The sequence below is a fragment of the Flavobacterium sp. N1719 genome (assembly GCF_025947045.1).
GTDB lineage: Bacteria > Bacteroidota > Bacteroidia > Flavobacteriales > Flavobacteriaceae > Flavobacterium > Flavobacterium stagni.
This window is the reverse complement of record NZ_CP109993.1, coordinates 220,986-246,445: the sequence shown is the minus strand read 5'-3', so window position 1 is coordinate 246,445 and position 25,460 is coordinate 220,986. Positions and strand designations below refer to the sequence as shown.

The window sequence follows — 25,460 nt, the reverse complement described above, 5'->3', positions numbered from 1 at the left end:
TTTATGGTTAGCAAAAACCAAATCAAGTTAATTGCATCTCTTCATCAAAAAAAGTACCGCGATCAAAACGGACTTTTTATTGCGGAAGGTTTTAAAGTAATTAATGAATTGCTGCATTCGGATTTTGAACTTCAAAACATCTACCAGACGACAGCTCTTTTTTCTGAAAACCAATTGCCCGTGACGACTGTTTCTGAAACGGATTTGAATAAAATGTCGGCACTGAAAACTGCCAATAATTGTTTGGCCGTTTTTAAAATGGCACCCGAACAAGCCATAACTCCACAAGGATTTCAACTAGTTTTGGATGATGTGCGCGATCCGGGAAACTTGGGCACCATTATACGTTTGTGCGATTGGTTTGGGATACCCCAACTCATATGCAGTTTGCAAACCGCCGATTTGTATAATCCCAAAGTGGTTCAAGCAACCATGGGTTCGATTACGCGGGTTCGTATAATTTACACGGATTTACTCGCGTATTTGAGTTCGACGAATCTCCCCATCATGGGAACGTTTATGGATGGCGAAAATGTATATGCAACCCCATTGCCCAAAGAAGGGATTTTGATTTTAGGCAATGAAGCGAACGGAATTTCCAGTGCCGTTGAAGCTCTTGTGCAGCAACGATTAGCCATTCCGCGTTTTGGTGCCATTCAAAAAACAGAAAGCTTGAATGTGGCTACAGCCGCAGCTATTTTTTTAAGTGAAATGCGTAGAAGGGATTAGTGGAAGGTGAAATTCACTAAAAAACCACGTGTTTTCATACCTGCAATATTTCCCGTCCATGGACTCGCCGGATTGTTATCGCGAATGAGTTCGTCATTCATCCCAAAAACACCCCGGATTGAGGGTGAGAACTTGAAATATTCCAAATAAATATCGATACCAAAGCCCAATTCATAATTATTGGTCCAAGGTTTTACACGAAATCGCTGTTGGTAATTGTCATCTATCGATTTAGAATTACTGGATAAATTCAAGGTTGCATCAATACCACCTACTAAATAAGGGCGAACATTACCCACACGTTGGGAGGAAAACTTAACCAAAAGAGGTAACATGATGTAGGTGGACCGCACTTCCCGCAGTGCATCTAAAGGTTTTGTAAATCCACTATAGGTAAGATTGCGTTGGGTGTAATAGAGTCCGGGCTCAAAGCGAAGGTCAATGTGTTCGTGCAAGCGAAGATTACCTACCAAACCTACATTGAATCCCGTTGAGTTGGCTACTGCAATATCTTTTACAGGTGGATTTATATAGTCAAATTTGAAATCAAAACTATTAAACCCTAAAAAGTAACCCCAATGCACCCGTTGTTTATCAAAGTTTTCTAAATGAATGATTGGGTCTTTAGAAAATATACCTTTCGATTGGGCCAAAACGCCCAAAGGGAAGCACAATAGGATTAGGATTAATTTCTTCATAATTATTTTGATGCCGAATAAATGGTCGCAACTCCAAATGTTTGTGGCATAGCTTTCACGTCTATAAACCCAATTTTACGTAAAATATTGTTTAGTTTTTCACCATAAGGGAAAACGGCTGCCGATTCGGATAAATAACCATAGGCTACATTGTCTTTGGAAAAGAGTTTGCCAATCAAAGGTAAAATGAATTTGGTATAAAAACGGTACCCTTGTTTAAATGGTGTTTTTTCGGGAACAGAAGTTTCTAAAATGACAAAAATACCGCCGGGTTTCAATACGCGTAAAATTTCGGCGAGACCTTTTTCAAGTGTTTCAAAATTACGAATGCCAAAAGAAACCGTGATGGCATCAAAATGATGATCAGGAAACGGCATGTTTTCCGAATCACCCAGTACCATGTCAATTATAGTGTCTAAGTTTTGCGCTTTTACTTTTTGTTTGCCCACTTCCAACATGCCGGAAGAAATGTCTAAGCCCACAATTTTTGAGGCTTTGGTCTGCGCCATTAAAATGGCCAAATCCCCAGTTCCTGTGGCGATATCCAATACCGTTTCCGGCTGGGTAGCTTTCACCAATTGCAGTACTTTTTTTCGCCATTTTACATCAATTCCAAACGAAATCACTCGATTTAAACCGTCGTAATTGCCGGAAATCGTATCAAACATTTGGGTAACTTGTTCTTTTTTACCCAAGTTGGAATCTTTGTATGGGGTTACATTTTCTGCCATTTCACTTGCATTTTTAGCGGCACAAAGGTAGCGATAATTGCTCCTTTTTGTACCGAATTTTTCGGATTATCTTTTGGTAAACGTTTGAAAGGTAAAGGCGCAAAGGTGCTTTTCATCACTGGGATGGAATTCCTCCGATTCGATTTTCCATTCTTTTTCATCTAATTCAGGGAAAAAGGCATCGGCTTCAAAAGTAGCATGAACGCGAGTGAGTTCGATTTTATCCGCAAAAGGTAAGGCTTGACGGTATATTTCGGCACCACCAATGATAAAGTTTTCTTCATCATTTGGGCAAGAAGCGATTGCGGCTTCCAATGAATGAACTACAATGCAGTTTTCGTAAGCGTAATCGGTTTGACGGGTGATGATCACATGCGTGCGATTAGGCAGTGGCTTGGGAAAACTTTCAAATGTCTTCCTTCCCATAATGATATAATGACCTGTAGTCAAGGCTTTAAATCGTTTAAAGTCGTCGGGTAAATGCCAAACCAATTGGTTGTCTTTGCCCAAAGCATTGTTTTCAGCAGCTGCCGCAATTAAAGTAATCATAAGGTGCTTTTTTGCGTTGTAAAAATACGGGGTTTCCAGCAATTGTTTTTATTGAATTGCGAGTTCACACCGATTTTAATACAATTTTGGCGTTTGTTGGACGGAAAATCATTCAATTTTTGAAAAGTCAAATTCATTATCTGAAAATAAGAAAACGTTTTCTTGATTTTATAATTTTTAAAAAGTGATTAAAAAATGGGAATTTGATTTAAAAAAATGGTTGTTTTTGTGAAAATAATAAATCGTTTTTGTGGGGGTACAACCTTTGTTTTTATTGCGTTACTTTGCTTAAGTAATCTATAAATGAAATAGTTATGGCGATTAAGAAACAGTTTGTTAAAACGAAACCGGTTTGTAAAGTGACGTTTACTGTGGAAGCTAAAGAAGCGGCTACTGCGTCAGTAGTAGGGGATTTCAACGATTGGAATTCTGAAGCCGGCTCACTATCAAAATTAAAGAACGGATCTTTCAAAGGCGCTTTTGATTTGCCAAAAGACAACTCCTTTGAATTCAGATATGTGGTAGATGGTGAATTTATTAATGATCCAGAAGCCGACAGCTACCGTTGGAATGCTTATGCCAACGCTGAAAACAGCGTTCTTGAAGTGTAAGTTTTAGTTGGTTTGTTTTAAAAATCCGCCCTTCAAGGCGGATTTTTTATTTATTCTTCTACTCCCTCCAACTGTATGGGGATAAAATAAGTAGAGTCAATGGGAATTCCTCGAACAACAGCTGGTTTGAATCCGTTGAATTCGTTTAGAATAGAAATGATTTTGGACTCAATCTCAGGAAATACTGTGTTTTCTATAATTATGTGTTCTATTTTGCCGTTTTTAGTGACGTTGAATTGTACAAGTACAAACAGTTTGATATTGTATTTACTAAAATCTAATTTCTGGAGTAGAAAATCATAAAAATCAGCAATTCCTTTTTTACTCTTGGTAGTTATACCTTTGTAGGGTTCTGTGTATGAGATTTTTTGATTATTGTTCATACAATAACCAGTTATACATATACCATTTTTATATTCTTCAACATAATTACAATGTATCCTTGTATCCAAACCTTCCCATTTTCCTTCCTTTAATCCTTCGATAAAACTCCCAGTTTCTTGACCATATTCCGTTTCAATAGTTGCAGTTCCATTTCCATTATCAATTAGTTTTAGGCCTGCTTCTGAATAATAGTTTTTAATCAAATAAGTTGTTGTTTTTTTATCATCATCAAAGGTAAATTCCCCTTCTTCTTTAATTTGACCGTTATTGTAATATGAAGTAAAGGCATCAATTTTACGGTTTTGTTTATAATTTGTAATGGATTTTATTGCTCCGTCCGCATAATATGTTTTGAGGTAACCATTTTTTATTTTTTTGGTATAATTACTATATTCTGTTGATTGTAGTAATTCATTTTTAGCATTGAATTTCTTTTCTAAAGCTTTAGTAGTATAAATGTCAACCGTTTTTTTTGTAAAAAAAGAGTTCTCTGTAGCCGGATAACCAATAGAATCACTGTAAATAACTTTGGAGACTTGGGCGAATAGTTCAGCGTTAGTAATTAAGAGGATAAGTGCGAATAAGATTTTTTTCATAAAGTTATTTTTAAACAGCGACAACCCCTTTAATATGCGGATGCGGGTCGTATCCCTCTAACGTAAAATCGTCAAATTCAAAAGCGAAAATATCTTTCACGTTTGGATTTATTTTCATGGTGGGTAAGGGGCGTGGCTCCCGACTCAATTGCAATTCCAATTGTTCGAAGTGATTGTTATAAATATGGGCATCGCCAAACGTATGAATGAAATCGCCCGGTTGTAAGTCGCACACTTGCGCAATCATCATCGTTAACAAAGCATAGGATGCAATATTGAACGGAACGCCTAAGAAAATATCGGCACTGCGTTGGTACAACTGACAGGATAATTTTCCTTCGGCAACATAAAATTGGAAAAACGCATGACAGGGTGGAAGGGCCGCTTTCCCGTTGGCTACATTTTCTGCGAAGGAAACCGAAGTGTCGGGCAATACCGAAGGATTCCAAGCCGAAATCAACATGCGACGGCTGTTCGGATTTTGTTTTAAAGTCTCAATTAACTCCGCAATTTGATCAATATTTTTACTATCCCAATTGCGCCATTGATGGCCGTAAACCGGACCCAAATCGCCGTTTTCATCCGCCCATTCGTCCCAAATTTTAACCCCATTTTCTTTAAGATAACCGATGTTTGTTTCTCCTTTTAAAAACCATAACAATTCATAGATAATGGATTTTAAATGGAGCTTTTTGGTAGTTACCATCGGGAAACCCTCGCTGAGGTCAAAACGCATTTGGTAGCCGAAAATACTTTTGGTTCCGGTTCCAGTGCGATCGCCTTTTTGAACACCGTGTTCTAAAACATGCTTAACGAGGTCGTGGTATTGTTTCACAGGGATTAATTTTTAAGATTCGCGTTTGGATATTTCGTCGCGGATACGGGCCGCTTTTTCATAGTCTTCATCTTGAACAGCAGCTTCCAACATATCGTTGAGTTCGGCCAAACTGTAAGTGTTTAGTCCGCTACCTGCTGTAGGAGTAGGTTCGTTGGATTGACCAAAAGTTTCCGGTTCTGACAGTACGCCATCGCCCATTTCTCCTTCATTTCCGGACGGATTTAAGTAGATACCCGCCTTGTCCAAAATGTTTTTATAGGTAAAAATTGGGGCTTGAAAGCGCAACGCCAAAGCAATCGCGTCGGAAGTACGTGCATCGATAATTTCTTCAATTTTATCGCGTTCACAAATGATACTTGAGTAAAATACCCCATCCACCAATTTGTGAATGATCACTTGTTTAACCACAATATCAAATCGATCGGCAAAGCTTTTAAATAAATCGTGAGTTAACGGACGCGGCGGCTTGATTTCTTTTTCTAAAGCAATCGCAATCGATTGGGCTTCAAAGGCACCAATTACAATCGGAAGTTTGCGCTCGCCATCCACTTCATTTAAAATCAATGCGTAAGCACCGTTTTGGGTCTGACTGTACGAAATTCCTTTTATGGTAAGTTTGACTAAACTCATACTATCTTAATATTATTGCGGCAATAAAATGAAAAACACCTTTATTGTCGGTCGTAAACTTCTATCTAAATCTTTTGATTTTTGAAAATCAGTGCGGCTAATTTTCTAGTCGAATACGGACTGCAAAATAACAAAAAGATTTGGGGATTTCTAAAAAAAATAAGCCGCTTGTAAAAAAACAAACGGCCTATCAAGTTTAGGTTATATTTTCAAAGAATCTTAGCTGTTTTGCGCTTTGAACTCTTTTAATTTTTGTGTTAAACGGGGCACTACATCCAAAGCATCACCTACGATTCCGTAGTCGGCTACTTTAAAGAACGGTGCTTCAGGGTCGGTATTGATGACTACTTTTACTTTAGAAGCATTGATTCCAGCAATATGTTGAATCGCACCTGAAATTCCGATAGCCACATAAAGGTTTGAAGCTACTGGTTTACCTGTTTGTCCCACGTGTTCGCTATGGGGTCTCCAACCAATATCCGAAACTGGTTTAGAACAAGCGGTTGCTGCTCCAAGTGTTGTAGCTAAATCTTCCAAAATGTGCCAATTCTCCGGACCTTTCAATCCGCGTCCACCAGAAACGACGATATCTGCATCAGCGATTGATACTTTACCACTTGCTTTTTCAACTGATTCTACTTTAGTATTGAAATCGGCATCGCTTAAAGCAGGTGAAAAATCTTCTGCACTTGCAGCGGTATTGTTTTCAACCAAACCAAATGAGTTTTTAGAAATAGACAACACTTTTACATCTGTGGTAACTTCCGTATAATTGAATGCTTTTTGTGAAAAAGCACTGCGTTTCACTTGAAATGGAGAAGTGCTTACGGGTAAGCCAACTACGTTAGAAGCCATACCAGCATCCAAGCCAACAGCCACTAACGGTGCTAAATACAAACTGTCTGTTGTTGAAGAAAGTACAACCACTTTAGCGCCTTCTTTTTGAGCGGCTTGTTTTACCACATCAGCATAAGCTTTTGCATTAAAGTTGGATAATTGACCGTTGTTTACATTTAAAACTTTGGAAACACCGTATTTGCCCAATTCTGAAGTATCACCCGCATTAACAGTTACTGCTGTTACGCTAGTGCCCATGGTGTCGGCTACGGCTTTGGCGTATGAAGCCAATTCCAACGCTACTTTTTTGAATTTGCCGTCTGCATATTCGGCATATATAAGTACTGACATAGTCTTTATCTTTTTTGGAAGCTTAGATTACTTTCGCTTCGTTGTGTAACAAGTTGATTAATTCGTCAAGATTATCAGGAGCAACCATTTTCACCGCTGATTTTGGTGCTGGTTTTTCAAATTTCACCGCTTTGGTTTTGTTGTCAGCTCCTGTTGCTTCTACCACAGCAAGTGGTTTTGTACGTGCAGTCATAATACCGCGCATATTTGGAATACGTAAATCTTTTTCTTCAACAATTCCTTTTTGTCCACCTACAACTAAAGGTAATGTTGTAGCAATCACCTCTTTTCCACCATCAATTTCGCGAGAGGCTTTTGCCGATCCACCGTCAACCGTTAATTCGGTACAAGAATTCACGAAGTTGTAGTTCAATAAGCCGGCTAACATTCCTGGTACCATTCCGCCGTTGTAGTCTAACGATTCTTTTCCGCAAATGATCAAATCATATCCGCCATTTTTAGCCACTTCGGCCAATTGTTTCGCTACGAAAAAACCATCAGTTGGTGTAGCATTGACACGAATCGCATCATCAGCACCAATGGCTAACGCTTTGCGTAAAGTCGCTTCCGTATCAGGTCCGCCCACATTTACAACTGTTACTTTCGCACCTTGTTGCTCCTGAAACCAAATGGCACGGGTAAGTCCAAATTCGTCATTAGGGTTAATCACATATTGTACACCGTTGGTATCAAACTCCGTGTCCCCGTTAACGAAGTTGATTTTTGAAGTAGTATCAGGCACGTGGCTGATGCAAACTAATATTTTCATATATTTTTGAGGGGTTTAAATTTTTCCGACGTAAAAGTAAAAAATATATTTCTAACTTTTATATGCATGCATAATATTTTTTCATATTTCAATCGATTTCGCTGAAGATTCCGTTGAGTGATGTGTTTTCTATTTTGAATTGTTAAAAATTTAACGCAAAAATTCAGTGAATACTAATTCTTTTTTGCTCAAAAAGATGGATTTAAGGCTGGCGGAAGTGAATTTTCTGCCCAATTATATCGATTTCGTAAAAAAAGCAGGCACAAAATCGAAAGACGGAATATTTTAATCATCGAGAATTCTTATTTTTGCGAATCCTAAAACTGAATAACGAAATATTCGATATGAGAACGATCCAATTTAGAGAAGCGATAGCCGAAGCGATGAGCGAGGAAATGCGTCGCGACGAATCAGTATATTTAATGGGTGAAGAGGTAGCGGAATACAACGGTGCCTACAAAGCCTCCAAAGGAATGTTGGATGAGTTTGGCGCAAAACGCGTTATTGATACGCCTATTGCAGAGCTTGGTTTTGCAGGTATAGCAGTAGGATCAGCCATGAACGGTTGTCGTCCTATTGTAGAATTCATGACCTTCAACTTTTCATTAGTAGGTATTGACCAAATCATCAACAACGCAGCCAAAATGCGTCAGATGTCAGCCGGTCAATTTCCTATGCCTATGGTGTTCCGTGGTCCTACAGCATCTGCAGGTCAGTTGGCAGCAACCCACTCACAAGCTTTTGAAAACTGGTACGCCAACTGTCCCGGATTGAAAGTGATTGTACCCTCAACGCCTTATGATGCAAAAGGTTTGTTGAAAGCAGCGATTCGTGATAATGATCCAGTTATTTTCATGGAATCCGAGCAAATGTATGGTGATAAAGGGGAAGTGCCAGAAGGCGAATACATCATTCCAATTGGTGTTGCCGATATCAAACGCGAAGGTGCTGATGTGACAATTGTTTCTTTTGGTAAAATCATCAAAGAAGCGTTAATCGCTGCCGATGAATTGGCCAAAGAAGGTATTTCTTGTGAAGTCATCGACTTGCGTACCGTTCGCCCAATGGATTATGACGCAATCATTAATTCAGTGAAAAAAACCAACCGTTTAGTGGTATTAGAAGAAGCTTGGCCGTTTGCCAGTGTGGCTTCTGAAATCACTTATATGGTTCAAGAGCGTGCTTTTGATTATTTGGATGCGCCTGTACAACGTATCACAACTGCAGATACACCTGCTCCGTATTCGCCAACCCTTTTGAAAGAATGGTTACCGAATGCAAGTGATGTTGTTAAAGCCGTCAAAAAAGTAATGTATAAATAAGGATTTCCTTTATATTTGAAGCCATTCCGAGAGCACTTGGAATGGCTTTTTTATTTTAACAAAACAGGATGAAGAAAAACCTACGCGCAAGTATTATTTTGTTCTTTTTTACCGTTCTTGTCGCTGCTCAAACCAAAGTGAGTGGAGTGGTTATTGACAAGAAAAATCAACCGATTCCTTTTGCAAACCTCGTGTTTAAGGGGTCAAATGAGGGTGTGGTTTGTGATGAAAACGGGAAGTTTTATATCGAATCAGCAAAAAGTTATACCACCTTAGTGGTGGCTTTTATGGGTTATACAACAAAAGATGTTGATTTGGAAAAACCTGTCACTTACAATTTGAAAATTGTACTTAATGAAGAAGAAGTGCTTCAAGAAGTCGTGGTGTATACCGGGAAAACGTCCAAGAAAAATAATCCGGCGTTACGAATCTTACGAAAAATCTGGGAACGCAAACGCAAAAATGGATTGCGCCTCTTCGATCAATACGCTTACGATAAGTACGAAAAAGTTGAGTTTGATCTCAACAGTGTTGACAGCAATTTCACCAAAAGCAAAGTGTTTAAAGGGATGGAATTTGTGTTCAATAAAATTGATACTTCCAAAATCACGGGTAAAACGTATTTGCCCATTTTTATCAACGAGTCGGTATATAAAGTCTACGGCGACAATAAATTAGGGAAACAAAAAGAAATTTTAGAAGGAAATAAAAATTCAGGTTTAAGTAACGGCGATGGCGTCAACACGTTTATCAAAGACTTGTATAACGATTACAATATTTACAACAACCACTTGACCTTTTTTGATAAAAGTTTTACAAGTCCAATTTCCACAACAGGAATTGACGTCTATAATTACGTATTGCGGGATAGTGCTTACATTGATGACAAATGGTGCTACAACATCGTTTTTTATCCCCGACGTAAAAATGAATTGACCTTCAAAGGGGATTTTTGGGTGAATGATTCCACGTTTGCTATCAAGACCATTAATATGGCCGTTTCGAAAAGCGCCAACATTAACTGGGTGAAAGACATATATATCGAACAAGAATTTGATGTAGTAAACGACTCGGTGTTTTTGCTCACCAGAGATTATATGATGTCCGATTTCTCGTTGTCTAAAAAGGAAGAAGCCAAAGGTGTGTATGGGAAACGAACTTCTTTGTACCGTAATCATAAGTTCAACGAACCCAAACCGGAAAAATTCTACCGCGATGAAGTCAACTTCATTGACAATGCAGTGTATACCCGAAATGAAGAATTTTGGGAACAAAATCGCTTTGAAAAATTGAACAAAGATGAAGTTGGGGTGTATAAAATGCTCGACACCCTTAAAACCGTCAAGAAGTTCAAACAAATGTATAATCTGGTGACTATTTTAGCCAGCGGTTACATTCAAAAAGGGCATTTTGATTACGGTCCCATTTTTTCCACTTTTGGGTATAATGTAGTCGAAGGTATTCGCTTGCGCGCAGGTGGACGAACGTATTTCGGGCCGAACGACAAATGGCGAATCCAAGGCTATACCGCTTTTGGGTTTGATGATCATAAATTTAAATACGGTGTTTCTGCCAAATGGATGGTCAATACCAAAAACCGTTTGATTCTCGCTGCGGGGAATCGGAGAGATATCGAACAAATTGGAGCAAGTTTAACCACAACCAATGATGTCTTGGGTCGAAGTTTTGCTTCCTCCGGTATTTTCATGTCGGGAACCAACGGGAAATTGTCCAACATCAACTTGACTTCTGCTTCTGCAGAAATTGAACCCGTGAAAAATTTAATTTTTGAAACCGGATTCTCTTTCCGTACACTCGAATCGGCTTCCCGCGATTTATTCACCATGGATTATTTTACTGATAAAGCACGCACACAAACGCGTGGCGATTTGCGCCAATCCGAAGTGTATTTTCAGGTCGAATTTACACCCAAGAAAAAATCGGTAGGATATGGAGTGGAACGCTTAACTGTTGATAATCCCTATAGTCGCTTGTTTTTAAAAATGAGTCAGGGTTTCAAAGGAGTTCTAAATAGTGATTTTGATTATACCAAGTTGCAATTGTATTATAAACAACCTATCGTTATCGGTCCATTAGGGCGAACCAATTTGACCATGGAAATGGGGAAAACCTTTGGTGCTGTTCCGTTAGGATTGATGAGTGTAGTGCCCGGAAATCAAACCTATTTTATCATTGGCAACACTTTTAGTAATTTGAATTTCTACGAATTTGTTACCGATGAATACGTAACACTTCAATGGGAACACAATTTCCAAGGGCGTTTGTTTTCTAGAATCCCTGGTATCCGAAAATTGAATTGGCGGGAGATTATCGGAATTCGTGGAGTATACGGAGATTTTTCAGAAGAAAACCGCTTGTTAAATGCTTCGGATTTAGTGTATAAAGCTCCTAAAACACCCTACTGGGAATACAGCGTTGGTATCGGGAATATCTTTAAAGTATTCCGCATTGATGCCAGTTGGAGAGGAAACTACCGCGATTTACCCGGAACCAACAATTTCACCATCAAAGGGGAATTTGGGTTCTATTTTTAAGTACGTCACTACAAATCAAGACAATAGACTGATTTTGGAACTTTTGTTTTCAAAATCAGTTTTTTTTTGGACAAAAATGTACTTTGTAGAGGTGAATAAAAATGTATAGTAAATTCATAAAAATTACAACCCAAAAAAACACGATATCTATTTTTTCGGTTAAAAAAATTAGGGATTCACAATTGCGTCGATAGTGTATATTTTTTTTGCAAATCTTTTTGGCGAATAGTCGATACACGCTGTAAATTTGCGCCCTCAGTTAATTGAACAGCAAGATTATGACAGCAGATAATAAAAATACTTTCGATGTATTAATCGAAATCCCAAAAGGAAGCCGCAATAAATACGAATACGATTTTGAATTAAAGAAAATTCGTTACGACCGTATGTTGTTTTCTTCCATGATGTACCCCGCAGATTATGGATTTATTCCAGAAACGCTTGCATTGGACGGTGATCCATTGGACGTATTGGTTTTAGTAACGGAACCAACTTTCCCCATGTGTGTAATGGAAGTAAAACCGATTGGAGTGTTCCACATGGCCGATGACAAAGGTCCGGATGAGAAAATCATTTGTGTTCCAGTTTCTGATCCTATTTGGAACAAGTTAAACGATTTGCAAGATGTGAATCCCCACTTGTTGAAAGAAATCGAACACTTTTTCGAAGTATATAAAGACCTAGAAAATAAAAAAGTAGACGTACACGGTTGGGGAAATGTTGACGAAGCCCGTGAAATCTTACAGCAATGTATCGATCGTTTTGCATTGATTGAAAACCGCCCAGAAGGATTATTTAGCATCAAATAATTGACAAATAGGTTGAGTTAGCGTTTATTGTTATCAAATCAAATTAAAAAGAGTGGGTTAATGCCCGCTCTTTTTGTTTTTTAATGCATTCAATTTCAACAGTACTTTTGAAAAGCAAATCAAGATTCATACCCAAAAAATGATGAAAAATTAACGATTTGCTTACGACATATCTTTCGAAAAGCCTCTTGATTCAAGGAAAATTGGTGATTCGGCAATTATTTGTAATAAAATGGCAAAATTCATAATCTTAGTATTTATTTTTCTTTATTTTTGTTCGATTTGATAATTTAAATTCTATAACTAACTAACCAACTTTATGGAGAAAATGTTTATCTATCTGCCAATTGCTATGGCAGTGTTAGGACTGATATTCATGGGGATTAAAGCCTCATGGATAAACAAACAGGATGCCGGTGATGAACGCATGCAAAGTATTGCCAAAAGTATTCAAGAAGGAGCCATGGCGTTCCTGAAAGCCGAATACCGAATTTTGGCTATTTTCGTAGTCATCGCTTCTGTAGCTTTATTCGCCGTTTCCCAAATTTCTGGAGTTTCCCATTGGATGATCGTTGTGGCGTTCATTTTTGGAGCCATCTTCTCAGCTTTAGCCGGAAATATCGGGATGCGCATCGCAACAAAATCGAATGTACGTACCACGCAGGCAGCTAAAACAAGTTTGCCTCAAGCCTTGAAAGTTTCCTTCTCTGGAGGAACTGTAATGGGATTGGGTGTTGCTGGTTTGGCCGTACTAGGTTTGAGCATTTTCTTTTTAGTATTCTTAAACCAATTCATGGGCATCGAAGGGAAATCCTTCTATGATAATATGTCTATGGTATTGGAAACCTTAGCCGGATTCTCGCTTGGAGCAGAATCAATTGCTTTGTTTGCCCGTGTGGGTGGTGGTATTTATACCAAAGCCGCTGACGTAGGTGCCGACTTAGTTGGAAAAGTGGAAGCAGGTATTCCTGAGGACGATCCACGTAACCCTGCAACTATCGCGGATAACGTAGGAGATAACGTGGGAGACGTAGCGGGTATGGGAGCCGACTTGTTTGGTTCGTATGTAGCTACCGTTTTGGCGTCAATGGTTCTAGGTAATTATATCATTAAAGACATGACCGAAGCCAGTGGTTCGCAATTTTCGGATGCTTTCGGAAACATGGGACCTATTTTATTACCGCTTGCCATTGCAGGTATCGGAATCTTGGCTTCGATCATTGGAACGTTCTTTGTAAAAATTAAAAACAACGATGCTAAAGAAGCCGAAGTACAAGGTGCTTTAAACTTAGGAAACTACATTTCTTTAGCCTTGACAGTGGTGGCTTGTTGGTTCTTAATCGACAAAATGTTACCCGCCACAATCAATATGAATTTCTTTGGTGAAGGGGTAAAAGAAGTGCCACGTATCAACGTATTCTACGCTACACTAGTAGGTTTAGCAGTAGGTTTGTTGATTTCTGCGATTACCGAATACTTCACCGCTTTGGGTAAAAAACCAGTATTAAACATTGTACAAAATTCATCTACAGGGGCTGCAACCAACATTATTGCCGGACTTGCAACAGGGATGAAATCTACTTTCGGTTCAGTGATTCTTTTTGCTGCAGCGATTTGGGGTGCTTATTTCTTGGCAGGTTTCTATGGAGTAGCTATCGCTGCTTCTGCGATGATGGCAACCACAGCAATGCAGTTAGCCATTGATGCTTTCGGACCCATCGCAGATAATGCTGGTGGTGTTGCTGAAATGAGTGAATTACCCAAAGAAGTGCGTCAACGTACCGACGTTTTAGACTCAGTAGGAAATACAACTGCTGCTGTTGGTAAAGGTTTTGCAATTGCTTCTGCGGCATTGACGGCATTGGCTTTATTTGCAGCTTATGTTACCTTCACAGGTATCGACGGTATTAATATTTTCAAAGCAGATGTATTGGCGGCCTTGTTTATCGGTGGAATGATCCCTGTAATTTTCTCGGCTTTAGCGATGCAATCCGTTGGGAAAGCAGCCATGGATATGGTGCAAGAAGTTCGTCGTCAGTTCCGTGAAATTCCAGGTATTATGGAAGGAACAGGCAAACCAGAATATGGAAAATGTGTGGACATTTCTACGAAAGCCGCACTTCGCGAAATGATGTTGCCGGGTGCTATTACAATCATTACTCCAATTATTCTAGGTTTATTAATGGGACCTGAAGCCTTAGGAGGATATATGGCTGGTGTTTGTGTATCGGGTGTATTGTGGGCTATTTTCCAAAACAATGCCGGTGGAGCTTGGGATAACGCGAAAAAATCATTCGAAGCAGGAGTTGAAATTAATGGTGAAATGACCTTCAAAGGTTCCGATGCGCACAAAGCAGCTGTAACAGGTGACACGGTTGGGGATCCATTCAAAGATACTTCAGGACCTTCGATGAACATTTTAATCAAATTAACGTGTTTGGTTGGATTGGTAATTGCACCGATCTTAAGCAACGGTCATAGCACAGTAGATAAAAAAGAATGCGCTAAAAAAGAAATGTGCGCTTCTAAAGAAAACTGTAAAGGCGATTGTACCGGTGATAAATGTGACGGTAAATGCGAAGGAGAAAAGATGGGCAAATGCGATATGAGCAAATGTGCTTCCATGACCAAAGAAGAATGCGCAAAAATGTGCGATTCTTTAGGTTGCTCTCCCGAAGAAAAAGAAAAATGTTTATCACATTATGATAAAGACGGAAAATTTATTGGTGAAATGAAAGGCAAAGAATGCTGTTCAGAAGCTCATAAATAATCGGTCAAAACGAATAAATTCTAATCCCCGCTCTATTGCGGGGATTTTTTTTGCTGAAAATGAAGCTTTTACAAAGTATTTAGTTACATTTGAGTACCTCAAGTCGCTACAGTTCAATTTTTTACCAACCAAAATCCAATCCCATGAAAAACAAAATTGTATTCTTAGCGCTCGCGACTTTAATGAGTTTTTTTCTTAGTTGTAGCAAAGACGATAATCAAGGTGAAATTACCGAACCTTCTGGAACCGTAAAAGGAACCCTTACGGTGAAAAACGGTTCAAAGCCTGTTGGAGGTGCACTCGTTTTTGTATTTGATTCCAAAAATGAAATCCACTACACCCGAACAGCTGCCGATGGAACGTTTACGCTATTAGCTCCCTCCGGACATCGAGATTTATACCTTCAAACAGGTAACGGGTCCAATTTTAGAACTACTCTCGAAATTGAGGTAGTGAAAGACGAAACAATTACAGTAGACCCCACACTTTGTCGTTTGGATCAAGTTGCCAATATGGCCTATGTACCGGGATCCTTTGATAAAATTGAATTAATTGTACAATCTTTAGGGTATACTATTCAATCCATTACACATAACGATCTAGCCAATTATGCCACCATTTCACAATACGATATTATCTTTTTGAATTGTGGGGGCAAACAAAATACACTTAATGCACAAATTGATACGAATCTTGCCAATTTTGTAACCAATGGTGGTAGTTTGTATGCTTCCGATTGGGCTGTTGCTTATTTAACCGGTGGTGGCACCAATTCCAATTCGTGTAACTTACCTTTTGGATTTATCTCCGATGATAAAATGTGTGCCATCAATAACGGAGCTTCAGGGTTCGTCAATGGTGCCACCATTCCCGATGCAAACTTAGCAGCAGCCATCGGATTTTCAACATTAAATATTGATTACGATCTCGGAAGTTGGGAACAAATCAATGCTTATGACCCTTCATTTTGGGAAGCTTTGGTGATGAATCCTTCCAATAACCAACCTTTAATGGTTCGCAATTCGGATTTCTCGGGTGGAGCCGTAGGTACACCTGTTGGTGGCGACGATACGGGTTGGGTAACCATCTGCCATCACGATGAGGCGACAAATTCTAATGTAACAATCACCATTAGTGCTTCAGCTTGGGCAGCTCATCAAGCCCACGGTGATACACTCGGACCTTGTCAAGGGAATGCCAATAGTGGAACCATTTATTATACAACTTTCCATAATCATGCTTCTGGAAATATCGGAAACACTTCCTATATCTTGGAATATGTGATTTTGAATTTATAATCGTATTTGATTTCAAATAGGCCTCACTTCGGTGGGGCTTTTTTTTTATATTTACCTAAACAATATAAACTAAAAAATGCGTACGCAACTTTCTTTGCTTTTTGTTCTTCTAGCCTCATGGGTATGGTCTCAAACCAATTATCCTTTGATACCAAAACCGAATTATGTCGAATTTCACGATGGTTTTTTTACGGTTAAAGAAACCCTAATCATTTCGGCTCCTATGGACATGGATGCCGAAGCCGAACCGTTAATGAAGGAAATTCGTCTGCGAAAAAAAGCATTGTACATCACCAACAAAGCGGGAATTGTAGAAGATGCCATTGTCGTGCAAATCGAACCTAAATTAGCTCCTGAAGCCTACGAAATTCAGATCAACCCCAAAGTTATTTTTCTAAAAGCAGCTGATTATACCGGCGTGCAATACGGATTTCAAACCTTAACCCAACTACTCATTAATGTTCCGAAAGATCAGTTGCAATTTCCTTGCGGAATTATTCAAGATGCCCCCAAATTTAAATGGCGCGGTATGCACCTTGATGTGAGTAGGCATTTCTCTCCAAAAGAAGCCATCTTTAAATACATCGATTACCTCGCGGCCTACAAATACAATACGTTTCATTGGCACCTCACCGATGACCAAGGTTGGCGAATCGAAATTAAAAAGTATCCCAAACTTACCGAAGTAGGTGCGTGGCGCAACGGTTCGATGGTGGGTCATTACAACGATCAAAAGTTTGATACCGAACGTTATGGCGGCTATTACACCGAAGCTGATGTTCGCGATGTGGTCGATTATGCGCGTATCCGACATATCACGATTGTACCCGAAATTGAAATGCCCGGACATGCACGTGCTGCTTTAGCGGCCTATCCGCAGTATTCATGTACGGGCGGACCTTTTGAAGTGGCCCAAGAATGGGGCGTACTCGAGGATGTTTTTTGTCCCAAAGAAGAAACCTTCACTTTTTTACAAGATGTATTGACAGAGGTCATGAATTTATTCCCCGGACAATTTATCCATATTGGTGGTGACGAATGTCCGAAAACCCGTTGGAAAGCCTGTCCCAATTGCCAAAAACGGATGAAGGAAAATAACCTAAAAGACGAACACGAATTACAGAGTTATTTTATCCAACGTATTGAGAAATTTGTCAATGCTAAAGGCAAAAAAATCATCGGTTGGGACGAAATTCTCGAAGGTGGTTTAGCCCCGAATGCAGCCGTGATGAGTTGGCGGGGAACCGAAGGCGGAATCGCTGCCGCAAAACAAAAACATCAAGTAGTGATGACGCCCGGCTCACATTGTTATTTTGATCATTATCAGGGCGAACCCAAAAATGAACCCTTGGCGATAGGCGGGTATACACCGTTGGAAAAAGTGTACAGCTATCAACCCATTCCTACCGAACTCAATGCGGACGAAGCACAATATATTTTAGGCGCACAAGCGAATGTTTGGACGGAATATATTCCCACCTTTGAACAGGTAGAATACATGATTTTCCCAAGGATGACGGCACTTGCTGAGGTGTTGTGGGGAACGGCTAATGCTAAAGATTACTCCAATTACTTTAACCGTGTGACCCAACATTTTAAAGAATGGGAAACCAAAAAAATCAACTTCAGTAAAGCAGTATTCGAAATTACTGCGGAGGTCATGCCAAATCCCGGTGGTGAAAATGGTGTATTGTATGTGTTGAAATCCAACCAAAACCAAGCTAATATTCATTATACGGTGGACGGGAGTCAGCCCACTGCACAATCGCCAACTTTTTCCAATGCGCTAACTGTAAAGCAATCCCAAACCGTGAAAGCGGCCTATTTTGAAGAAACTACCCAAAAAAGTGCGCTTTCTGAACAAGCCTTCACCATACATAAAGCTACCAGTTGTTTGGTCAATCTTCAAAATCAACCCGATAAACGCTACAGTGCTGGAGGTGGTTTTGCTTTAGTGAATGGTATCAAAGGCGATACCCAAAAGTTCGGTCGCGATTGGTTAGGGTTTTGGGAAAAAGATATGGTAGCTCTTATCGATTTGAGTAAAAAACAAACCATCACGCACTTGAATGTTGGGACACTCGAGAGTCCGTCAAGCTGGATATATTTTCCCAATGAAGTTGTTTTCGAAGTGTCTACTGATGGTATTAAATACGAAACTATTCAAACTTTTTCCCAATCAGATATTCAACAAGCCAAAGGGAATGTGGATTGGAAAGGGAAAAAAGTAAAAGCACAATTCGTGAAAGTAACGGCCAAAAATAAGGGTAAAATTCAAGACGGAAAGCCCGGTGCCGGCAATGGTTCTTGGCTTTTTGTGGACGAAATAATCGTGGAATAAATGGAAAATACACGTCGTAAATTTTTAAAATCAGCCGCGCTGGGAACGGTTGGCTTATCGCTAACTTCTTGGCAAATTGAGGCTGCTGAACGGTCCAATAATCCTTCTTTAGTAGGAACAAAACCCATCGTACTCTCTACGTGGAATTTTGGTTTACAAGCCAACGAAGCCGCTTGGGAAATTTTAGCTAAAAAAGGTCGCGCCCTCGATGCTGTGGAAGCCGGTGTGCGCATTCCTGAGGGTGATCCCAACGAACGCAGTGTGGGATATGGCGGTCGTCCCGATCGCGATGGTAAAGTGACCCTCGATGCCTGTATCATGGACGAATTATCCAATATCGGTTCGGTTGCGTGTCTCGAACATATCAAACATCCTATTTCCGTTGCGCGTGCCGTTATGGAAAAAACGCCGCATGTGATGTTGGTCGGACAAGGAGCGTTGGATTTTGCTTTGTCGCAAGGATTCAAAAAAGAGAATTTATTAGTCGAAGCCTCTGAAAAAGAATGGAAAGAGTGGCTGAAAACAAGTCAGTACCAACCCAAAGTCAATATTGAAAACCACGATACGATTGGCATGATCGCTCTTGATGCGGCCGGAAATCTATCAGGCGCTTGTACCACGAGTGGTATGGCCTATAAAATGCACGGTCGTGTAGGGGATTCGCCGATTATTGGCGCCGGACTCTATGTCGATAACGAAATTGGTGCTGCTACAGCTACCGGACATGGTGAAGAAGTGATTCGAATTGCTGGATGTCATTTGGTGGTCGAACTCATGCGCCAAGGGAAGTCGCCGCAACAAGCTTGTGAAGAAGCCGTGATGCGCATCGTGAAACTGACCCAAAACCGGAAAAAGAATTTAAAAGATATTCAAGTGGGATTCATCGCGCTGGACAAACAAGGAAATTACGGTTCCTATTGCGTGCAAGGGGGATTCAATTATGCCGTGCATGACAACACTGGTAACCGTTTGGTTGACGCTAATTTTTATTTAAAATGATCCAACTCGAAATCGCTTGCTTTAATCCCGAATCGGCTATTATCGCTGCACAAGCCGGTGCCGATCGCATCGAATTGTGTGACGGAATCGAAGTAGGAGGAACTACTCCCGATTTAGAAACCACACAAAAAGTCCTGACCCAAGTGCCCATTACTGTTTATGTGATGGTGCGGCCAAGAGGCGGTGATTTTGTATATACCGATGCAGAATTTCAGGCTATGAAAGACAGTATTGCGGATTTTAAAAAACTGCAAGTCCATGGTTTGGTATTCGGAATTTTAAAGGAAGATGATACGCTGGACGAAGAGCGCAACCGACTATTAGTCGCACTAGCGCATCCCATTCCGTGTACGTTTCACCGTGCTTTTGACCGTATGTCCAATTGGGAAACCGCCTTGGAACAAATCATTGATTGTGGTTTTACAACAATACTCACTTCAGGAACAAAAGCCAATGTGGTAGATGGAATACACGAACTCCAAGCAATGCAACAAAAAGCAGCGGATCGTATTACCATCATGCCTGGTGGCGGACTCCGTTCTTCCAATGTTCGCCAAATTGTAAATACAACAGGTGTGCATTTTGTACATTCTTCAGCAATTACGGATGGAGGAACTGTTGCTAATCCTGAAGAAGTTATAGCTTTAAAAAAGGAATCGAATGCATAAAAAGTGGTTGTTTTTTCTTCTTTGGTCAATCGGACTCACCGCTCAAGTACTGGAAAAAGACTTGAGTCAGTTGTCATGGACAGTTCATCAATGGGGGAAGAATGAAAAATTAAAAGCGACGGTTCCTGGAACTATTCATACCGACTTGCTCGCCAACCAACGTATTCCCGATCCTTTTTTGCAATCCAATGAAAAAGAGGTGCAGTGGATTGAAAACGAAGATTGGGTGTATGAAACCGAATTTGTATTGACCCCTGCCGAACTCCAAAACGAGCATATCGAACTCCTATTTGAAGGTCTCGATACCTATGCCTCGGTTTTTTTAAATGGCCAATCCTTGCTCGATGCGGATAATATGTTTCGCACCTGGCGTGTGGATATAAAACCTTTCGCGAAAGCGCAAAATCATTTAAAAATCCAGTTTAAATCAGCAGTGCAACGTACCAATGCATTAGCCAAAAAAATACCCTATCAACTCCCGGATGATAATCGCGTTTTTGCTAGAAAAGCGCCCTATCAATTCGGTTGGGATTGGGGACCGCGCTTGGTAACTTGTGGCATTTGGAAGCCTGTCAAATTGCAGTTGTGGGACGATGTGCGCATCCAACATGTATTTCACGAACAAAAAAACATCACTCAAGAACAAGCGGAAGTTATTGTTCACGTAGCATTGGAAGCAAGCAAAGCAACCACAGTGTCGCTCTTGGTTAATCATCAAAAACGTAAGGTTCACGTGCAGCCCGGAACTACGGTTGTTGATTTTCCTATAACTATTGAAAATCCCAAATTATGGTGGTGCAACGGTTTGGGTACGCCCCATTTATATTCCTTTCCGATTTCCCTTGAACAAAAAAGAAAAACACGCGATAGTCGTGAACTTAAAATAGGTATCCGCACGATCGAACTCGTTCAAGAACCCGATGCCCAAGGGAAAAGTTTCTACTTCAAACTCAATGGGCAACCCGTTTTTATGAAGGGTTCGAATGTGATTCCTCCCGATAGTTTTGTGCCGCGCACGACTACCGCACAATGGGAAGCTTTGGTAGAGAATGCCCGACTTTCCAATCAAAACATGCTGCGCGTTTGGGGTGGAGGCGTCTATGCCGATGATGCATTTTATGCCGCTTGTGATGAAAAAGGGATTTTGGTATGGCAAGATTTTATGTTTGCTTGCGCCATGTATCCGGGTGATGAACCCTTTCTCCAATCGGTTGAAAAGGAAGTCGAAGATCAGGTCAAACGTTTGCAAAACCATCCCTCACTAGTTTTGTGGTGTGGTAATAACGAAAGCGACGAAGGATGGCACAATTGGGGTTGGCAAAAACAATACAAGTATACTTCTCAAGATTCTGCCCGTATTTGGAAGGATTATCAGCAGTTGTTTCACCAACGAATTCCTAATACGTTAAGTCGATTATTGCCTTCAAATGAAAATCGGTATTGGCCATCCTCGCCGTCTATCGGTTGGGGAAAAAAGGAGAGTCTGACTCAAGGTGATTCCCATTATTGGGGCGTGTGGTGGGGATTGGAACCTTTTGTAAGGTATGATACAAAAGTGGGCCGATTCATGAGCGAATATGGTTTTCAAGGGATGCCTTCACTTCAAACATTACGCATTTTATCGGATGGAGAACCGTTAGCACTAACCTCAAATGCCATTCGTCACCATCAAAAACATCGGACAGGTTTTGAAACTATTGAAACTTACCTAAAGCGGGATTACCAAAACCCCAATTCATTTGAAAATTACGTTTATGTTTCACAACTTTTGCAAGCTTACGGTTTGCAACTAGCCATTGAAGCCCATCGACGCAACCGCCCCTATTGCATGGGAAGTTTGTATTGGCAATTGAACGATTGTTGGCCGGTGACTTCGTGGAGTTCGATGGATTATTTTGGCCATTGGAAAGCCGCGCAGTATCAAGTGAAACGAAGTTTTGCTCCGCAATTGATTGTGCCAAAATGGAAAGACAATGCATTAGAAATTAATTTGATTAATGATGCAAATACTGTTCATGAGGGAGAAGTCCAACTCAAATGGTTCTCGATGCGTGGTGTGCTGTTAAAAGAGAAACGACTAAACGCGACAATGTCGGCCAGTGGTGTCAATACAATACCTTTAGAAAAAGAAACCGATTGGCCAAAATTAGACGGAACGGTCGTTTTACAAATTAATTTCAAAGCGCCTGAAATGCAACTAAATGCAATTGATACCGGAGTTGCTCCCAAAGATTTGCAATTGCAAAAACCTCGAATTTCGTTAGAAAAAATCAATGCCACTACGATTGCCATTCAAACCGATGTGTTTGCGAAAAATGTAGCATTAATCAGTTCCGAAAAAGTGCTATTTAGCGATAATTATTTTGATTTGCTTCCCAGGGAAACCAAGTACATTACGCTTGACAAACCACTTTCTTCTTCGGTGATAGTGAAAAGTCTTTGGGATACCTTGCCATAAAAAAACCTGCCGTGAAGCAGGTTGGGTGTATTTTTTTGGTTTTAGAATAAACCGTTGATTTCAGCGTCAATGCGGTTGAGAATTGTCCCCAAATCTTCGGGATTATTCACAAAATCAATGTTGTCTACATCAATAATCAATAATTTTCCTTTGTCATAAGTTTGAATCCAAGCTTCATAGCGTTCATTCAAACGGCTGAGGTAATCAATGGAAATGGTGTTTTCGTAGTCACGACCGCGCATGTGGATTTGTTTCACCAAATTCGGAATCGAACTGCGCAAATAAATCATCAAATCCGGTGCTTTCACCAAGGCTTCCATTAATTCAAACAACGAACTGTAGTTTTCGAAATCGCGATTGGTCATCAAACCCATCGCGTGTAAGTTGGGCGCGAAAATATGTGCATCTTCGTAAATGGTACGGTCTTGTATGATTTTTTTACCGCTTTCGCGAATTTGTAAAATCTGACGAAAACGACTATTCAAGAAGTAAATTTGAAGGTTGAACGACCAACGCTCCATTTGGTGGTAAAAGTCGTCCAAATAGGGATTGTCAACTACATCTTCATAGTGAGGTTCCCATTTATAATGTTTCGCTAAATAACGCGTCAACGTCGTTTTTCCAGCGCCAATATTTCCTGCTACAGCAATATGCATTACGGTAATGTTATTTTATAGTTTGTGATTCCTTTGTCCGTAAAAATAGATAAAATTTGTTCTTTACAATATATTTTTTTGATGGATTTCTCAACAATTTCGACCTTGTAGGTTTTGTTTGTTTCGAAGGATTTATAGTACAGTTGATCCGCTTCAATATAAAAGAAGTTTTTTCCTTCTATAAATTGAACGAGTCCTTTGGGAACAACACCATAATCAGCAATTTGACCATAAATCGAGACACTTTTCCAATGGTTTTTCGCGTCAATCCATTGCAAGGTATTGAACGAAAATTGGGCATAAAGCCAAATGCCTTGCATCGGATTTCCAATTGGTGTAAAGGTGTTAGTTGTCAAGCTAAACAAGCCTATTTGCTGTTGCAAGCTATCGTATACCCACAAACGGTTTTGATTCGACATGCCCACTGCATTCACAACCAGCGGTGGAGTCGTATTTGAAAAATTAATCGTTTGGATTTCATTCAAATAATTGTCCAAAATCACCACCGTATTGAACTGTTCGTAAAAAACTACGGGTCGCAACGGGTTGGTTAAGTCCACCGATTTTACAGGGCCCAGAGGTAAATTTTGGTATTGAATTTTTGAAGTGCCGTTGTCTTTATAGACAATAGTGTTGGTGCTGTAAAAGTAATTTCCCAATCCGTCAAATCCCCAATATTGATCCGCTGTAAGGGTTCGTTCATCCAATTTCTCAACAGTAATTGTAAGTTCCTGACTCCAATTGGAGAAAGGGAAAAGAAAAAAGACAACGATGAGGTGACGTAACATACGGCTAAGATACTTTAAACCATTTGATAATAAAAATGTCCAAAGGTTGAATTTAACAAAACCTTGGTAACAAATTGGCGGGTATTTCGTCATATTTGTTTTCCTTAAAACAACTATAATAATGAAACAGTTTTTTCTTTTTGCATCACTTCTTTTTTGTTCTACAACTATTTGGGCACAAAAAGATTTTCAAGGAATGGCGGTGTACGAATCCAAAACAAGTACAGCCGATTTCAAATCCCGTTTTGAAGGGAATAAAAACATTACCCCAGAAATGCAAAAAATGATTGAAGAGCGCATGAAAAAGATGTTTGAAAAAACATTTGTGCTTAATTTCGATCGTCAAGCATCCATTTATAAAGAAGAAGAAAAATTAGACGCACCCGGACAAGGCAATGGCGGTTTCCGTATGATGGCCTCTGTGATGGGCGGCGGAGGAACGTATTATAAAAATGTCAAAGACCAAATGTATACCGTAGATAAAGAGTTTATGGGGAAAGAGTTTTTGGTGAAAGATACCTTGACTCATTACAAGTGGCAAATGACCGGGGAAACCAAACAAATTGGTGGTTATAATTGCATGAAAGCGACTTGTGTGATTCCCGCAAGCAAAACCGATTTCCGCAATTTCCGACCCCGTCGCAATGCAGAGAAAAAAGAAGGAGAAGCCAAATCTGAAGAAAAAGAAACTCCAAAAACAGAAACAGCTTCTGCGGAGAAGAAAGAAACCCGTACTAATTTTATGGAGGATTTTGATCTTCCCAAAGACATCACCATCACGGCTTGGTACACCCCCGAAATCCCTATTAATCAAGGTCCGGAAGGCTACTGGGGCCTGCCCGGTTTGATTTTAGAAGTGAATGATGGAAAGACGATTGTATTGTGTTCTAAAATTGTATTGAACTCCAAAGACAAAGTTGAAATCAAAGCCCCTACCAATGGAAAAGAGGTGAAACAAAAAGAATACGACGATATTGTACTTAAAAAAATGGAGGAAATGCGTGAGATGAATAGCGGCCCTGGAGGAAACCGTATGGAATTCAGAATGGGACGATAATTTTTATTCATTTCAA

The 25,460-nt window shown here is 40.0% G+C and carries 22 protein-coding genes; 12 read left to right on the top strand and 10 right to left on the bottom strand.

Translation table 11 applies throughout. From position 1 onward, the window contains the following. The first annotated feature begins 3 nt into the window (after positions 1-3). Positions 4-729: a TrmH family RNA methyltransferase gene (locus OLM45_RS00895; RefSeq protein ID WP_264511175.1), complete on the top strand. Its 726-nt coding sequence runs from the start codon at positions 4-6 to the stop codon at positions 727-729. On the opposite strand, the gene OLM45_RS00890 is transcribed toward OLM45_RS00895, so the two are convergent. The 3 genes from OLM45_RS00890 to OLM45_RS00880 all read right to left on the bottom strand — a co-directional run bounded on the left by OLM45_RS00890 (position 726) and on the right by OLM45_RS00880 (position 2,707). Next, positions 726-1,427, bottom strand: a complete 702-nt coding sequence (locus OLM45_RS00890; protein WP_264511173.1) for a porin family protein — start codon at positions 1,425-1,427, stop codon at positions 726-728. The genes OLM45_RS00895 and OLM45_RS00890 overlap by 4 nt on opposite strands. Before the next feature lie 2 nt (positions 1,428-1,429). Further along, positions 1,430-2,158 (bottom strand): bifunctional demethylmenaquinone methyltransferase/2-methoxy-6-polyprenyl-1,4-benzoquinol methylase UbiE, encoded by a 729-nt coding sequence (gene ubiE, locus OLM45_RS00885; RefSeq protein WP_129461714.1) that lies wholly within the window; start codon positions 2,156-2,158, stop codon positions 1,430-1,432. Positions 2,159-2,224: 66 nt separating this feature from the next. Next, a complete protein-coding gene (locus tag OLM45_RS00880; RefSeq protein ID WP_264511171.1) occupies positions 2,225-2,707 on the bottom strand; it encodes a dihydrofolate reductase in 483 nt (160 codons plus the stop codon). 314 nt (positions 2,708-3,021) lie between these two features. Here OLM45_RS00880 and OLM45_RS00875 point away from each other — a divergent pair, with 314 nt between their 5' ends. Then, entirely contained in the window at positions 3,022-3,318 is a 297-nt protein-coding gene (locus tag OLM45_RS00875; RefSeq protein WP_264511169.1) for an isoamylase early set domain-containing protein, read from the top strand. A gap of 50 nt (positions 3,319-3,368) precedes the next feature. Here the strand turns inward: OLM45_RS00875 and OLM45_RS00870 are convergent, their stop codons facing one another. From OLM45_RS00870 to OLM45_RS00850, 5 genes are all read right to left on the bottom strand, one after another. Next, a complete protein-coding gene (locus tag OLM45_RS00870; RefSeq protein WP_264511168.1) occupies positions 3,369-4,298 on the bottom strand; it encodes a hypothetical protein in 930 nt (309 codons plus the stop codon). A 10-nt stretch (positions 4,299-4,308) separates the two neighbouring features. Next, positions 4,309-5,133, bottom strand: coding sequence for a thymidylate synthase (locus tag OLM45_RS00865; protein ID WP_264511166.1), 825 nt, complete (start codon positions 5,131-5,133; stop codon positions 4,309-4,311). A 12-nt stretch (positions 5,134-5,145) separates the two neighbouring features. Beyond that, positions 5,146-5,766 (bottom strand): bifunctional nuclease family protein, encoded by a 621-nt coding sequence (locus OLM45_RS00860; RefSeq protein ID WP_129461709.1) that lies wholly within the window; start codon positions 5,764-5,766, stop codon positions 5,146-5,148. 219 nt (positions 5,767-5,985) lie between these two features. Next, complete coding sequence (locus OLM45_RS00855) at positions 5,986-6,954, bottom strand: electron transfer flavoprotein subunit alpha/FixB family protein (protein WP_264511164.1); 969 nt, start codon at positions 6,952-6,954, stop codon at positions 5,986-5,988. 22 nt (positions 6,955-6,976) lie between these two features. After that, positions 6,977-7,723: an electron transfer flavoprotein subunit beta/FixA family protein gene (locus OLM45_RS00850; protein ID WP_264511162.1), complete on the bottom strand. Its 747-nt coding sequence runs from the start codon at positions 7,721-7,723 to the stop codon at positions 6,977-6,979. Between the two features lie 344 nt (positions 7,724-8,067). On the opposite strand from OLM45_RS00850, the gene OLM45_RS00845 reads away from it, so the two are divergent. The 9 genes from OLM45_RS00845 (at position 8,068) to OLM45_RS00805 (ending at position 22,943) form a co-directional block, all read left to right on the top strand. Continuing rightward, positions 8,068-9,045, top strand: coding sequence for a pyruvate dehydrogenase complex E1 component subunit beta (locus OLM45_RS00845; protein ID WP_129461706.1), 978 nt, complete (start codon positions 8,068-8,070; stop codon positions 9,043-9,045). 68 nt (positions 9,046-9,113) lie between these two features. After that, entirely contained in the window at positions 9,114-11,600 is a 2,487-nt protein-coding gene (locus OLM45_RS00840) for a DUF5686 and carboxypeptidase-like regulatory domain-containing protein (RefSeq protein ID WP_264511160.1), read from the top strand. Between the two features lie 278 nt (positions 11,601-11,878). Then, positions 11,879-12,409 (top strand): inorganic diphosphatase, encoded by a 531-nt coding sequence (locus OLM45_RS00835; protein WP_264511158.1) that lies wholly within the window; start codon positions 11,879-11,881, stop codon positions 12,407-12,409. Positions 12,410-12,728: 319 nt separating this feature from the next. After that, entirely contained in the window at positions 12,729-15,179 is a 2,451-nt protein-coding gene (locus tag OLM45_RS00830) for a sodium-translocating pyrophosphatase (RefSeq protein ID WP_264511156.1), read from the top strand. Between the two features lie 143 nt (positions 15,180-15,322). Then, on the top strand, positions 15,323-16,477 hold the full coding sequence (locus OLM45_RS00825) for a carboxypeptidase-like regulatory domain-containing protein (RefSeq protein WP_264511154.1): 1,155 nt from the start codon (positions 15,323-15,325) through the stop codon (positions 16,475-16,477). A 76-nt stretch (positions 16,478-16,553) separates the two neighbouring features. Further along, complete coding sequence (locus OLM45_RS00820; protein ID WP_264511153.1) at positions 16,554-18,818, top strand: family 20 glycosylhydrolase; 2,265 nt, start codon at positions 16,554-16,556, stop codon at positions 18,816-18,818. Then, positions 18,819-19,817 (top strand): isoaspartyl peptidase/L-asparaginase family protein, encoded by a 999-nt coding sequence (locus OLM45_RS00815; protein ID WP_264511151.1) that lies wholly within the window; start codon positions 18,819-18,821, stop codon positions 19,815-19,817. Beyond that, positions 19,814-20,485, top strand: coding sequence for a copper homeostasis protein CutC (locus tag OLM45_RS00810; RefSeq protein WP_264511149.1), 672 nt, complete (start codon positions 19,814-19,816; stop codon positions 20,483-20,485). The genes OLM45_RS00815 and OLM45_RS00810 overlap by 4 nt, the downstream gene beginning before the upstream one ends. Then, entirely contained in the window at positions 20,478-22,943 is a 2,466-nt protein-coding gene (locus OLM45_RS00805; protein ID WP_264511147.1) for a beta-mannosidase, read from the top strand. Before OLM45_RS00810 ends, OLM45_RS00805 begins: the two co-directional genes overlap by 8 nt. 41 nt (positions 22,944-22,984) lie before the next feature. Here OLM45_RS00805 and OLM45_RS00800 read toward each other — a convergent pair whose 3' ends face one another. Together OLM45_RS00800 and OLM45_RS00795 are read right to left on the bottom strand one after the other, a co-directional pair. Continuing rightward, positions 22,985-23,599 (bottom strand): deoxynucleoside kinase, encoded by a 615-nt coding sequence (locus tag OLM45_RS00800; RefSeq protein ID WP_129461697.1) that lies wholly within the window; start codon positions 23,597-23,599, stop codon positions 22,985-22,987. After that, positions 23,599-24,387 carry a hypothetical protein gene (locus OLM45_RS00795; protein WP_264511146.1) on the bottom strand — a complete coding sequence of 263 codons (789 nt, stop codon included), beginning with the start codon at positions 24,385-24,387 and terminating at the stop codon, positions 23,599-23,601. Before OLM45_RS00795 ends, OLM45_RS00800 begins: the two co-directional genes overlap by 1 nt. A gap of 121 nt (positions 24,388-24,508) precedes the next feature. On the opposite strand from OLM45_RS00795, the gene OLM45_RS00790 reads away from it, so the two are divergent. Further along, on the top strand, positions 24,509-25,444 hold the full coding sequence (locus tag OLM45_RS00790; protein WP_264511144.1) for a GLPGLI family protein: 936 nt from the start codon (positions 24,509-24,511) through the stop codon (positions 25,442-25,444). The last annotated feature ends 16 nt before the right edge of the window (positions 25,445-25,460 follow it).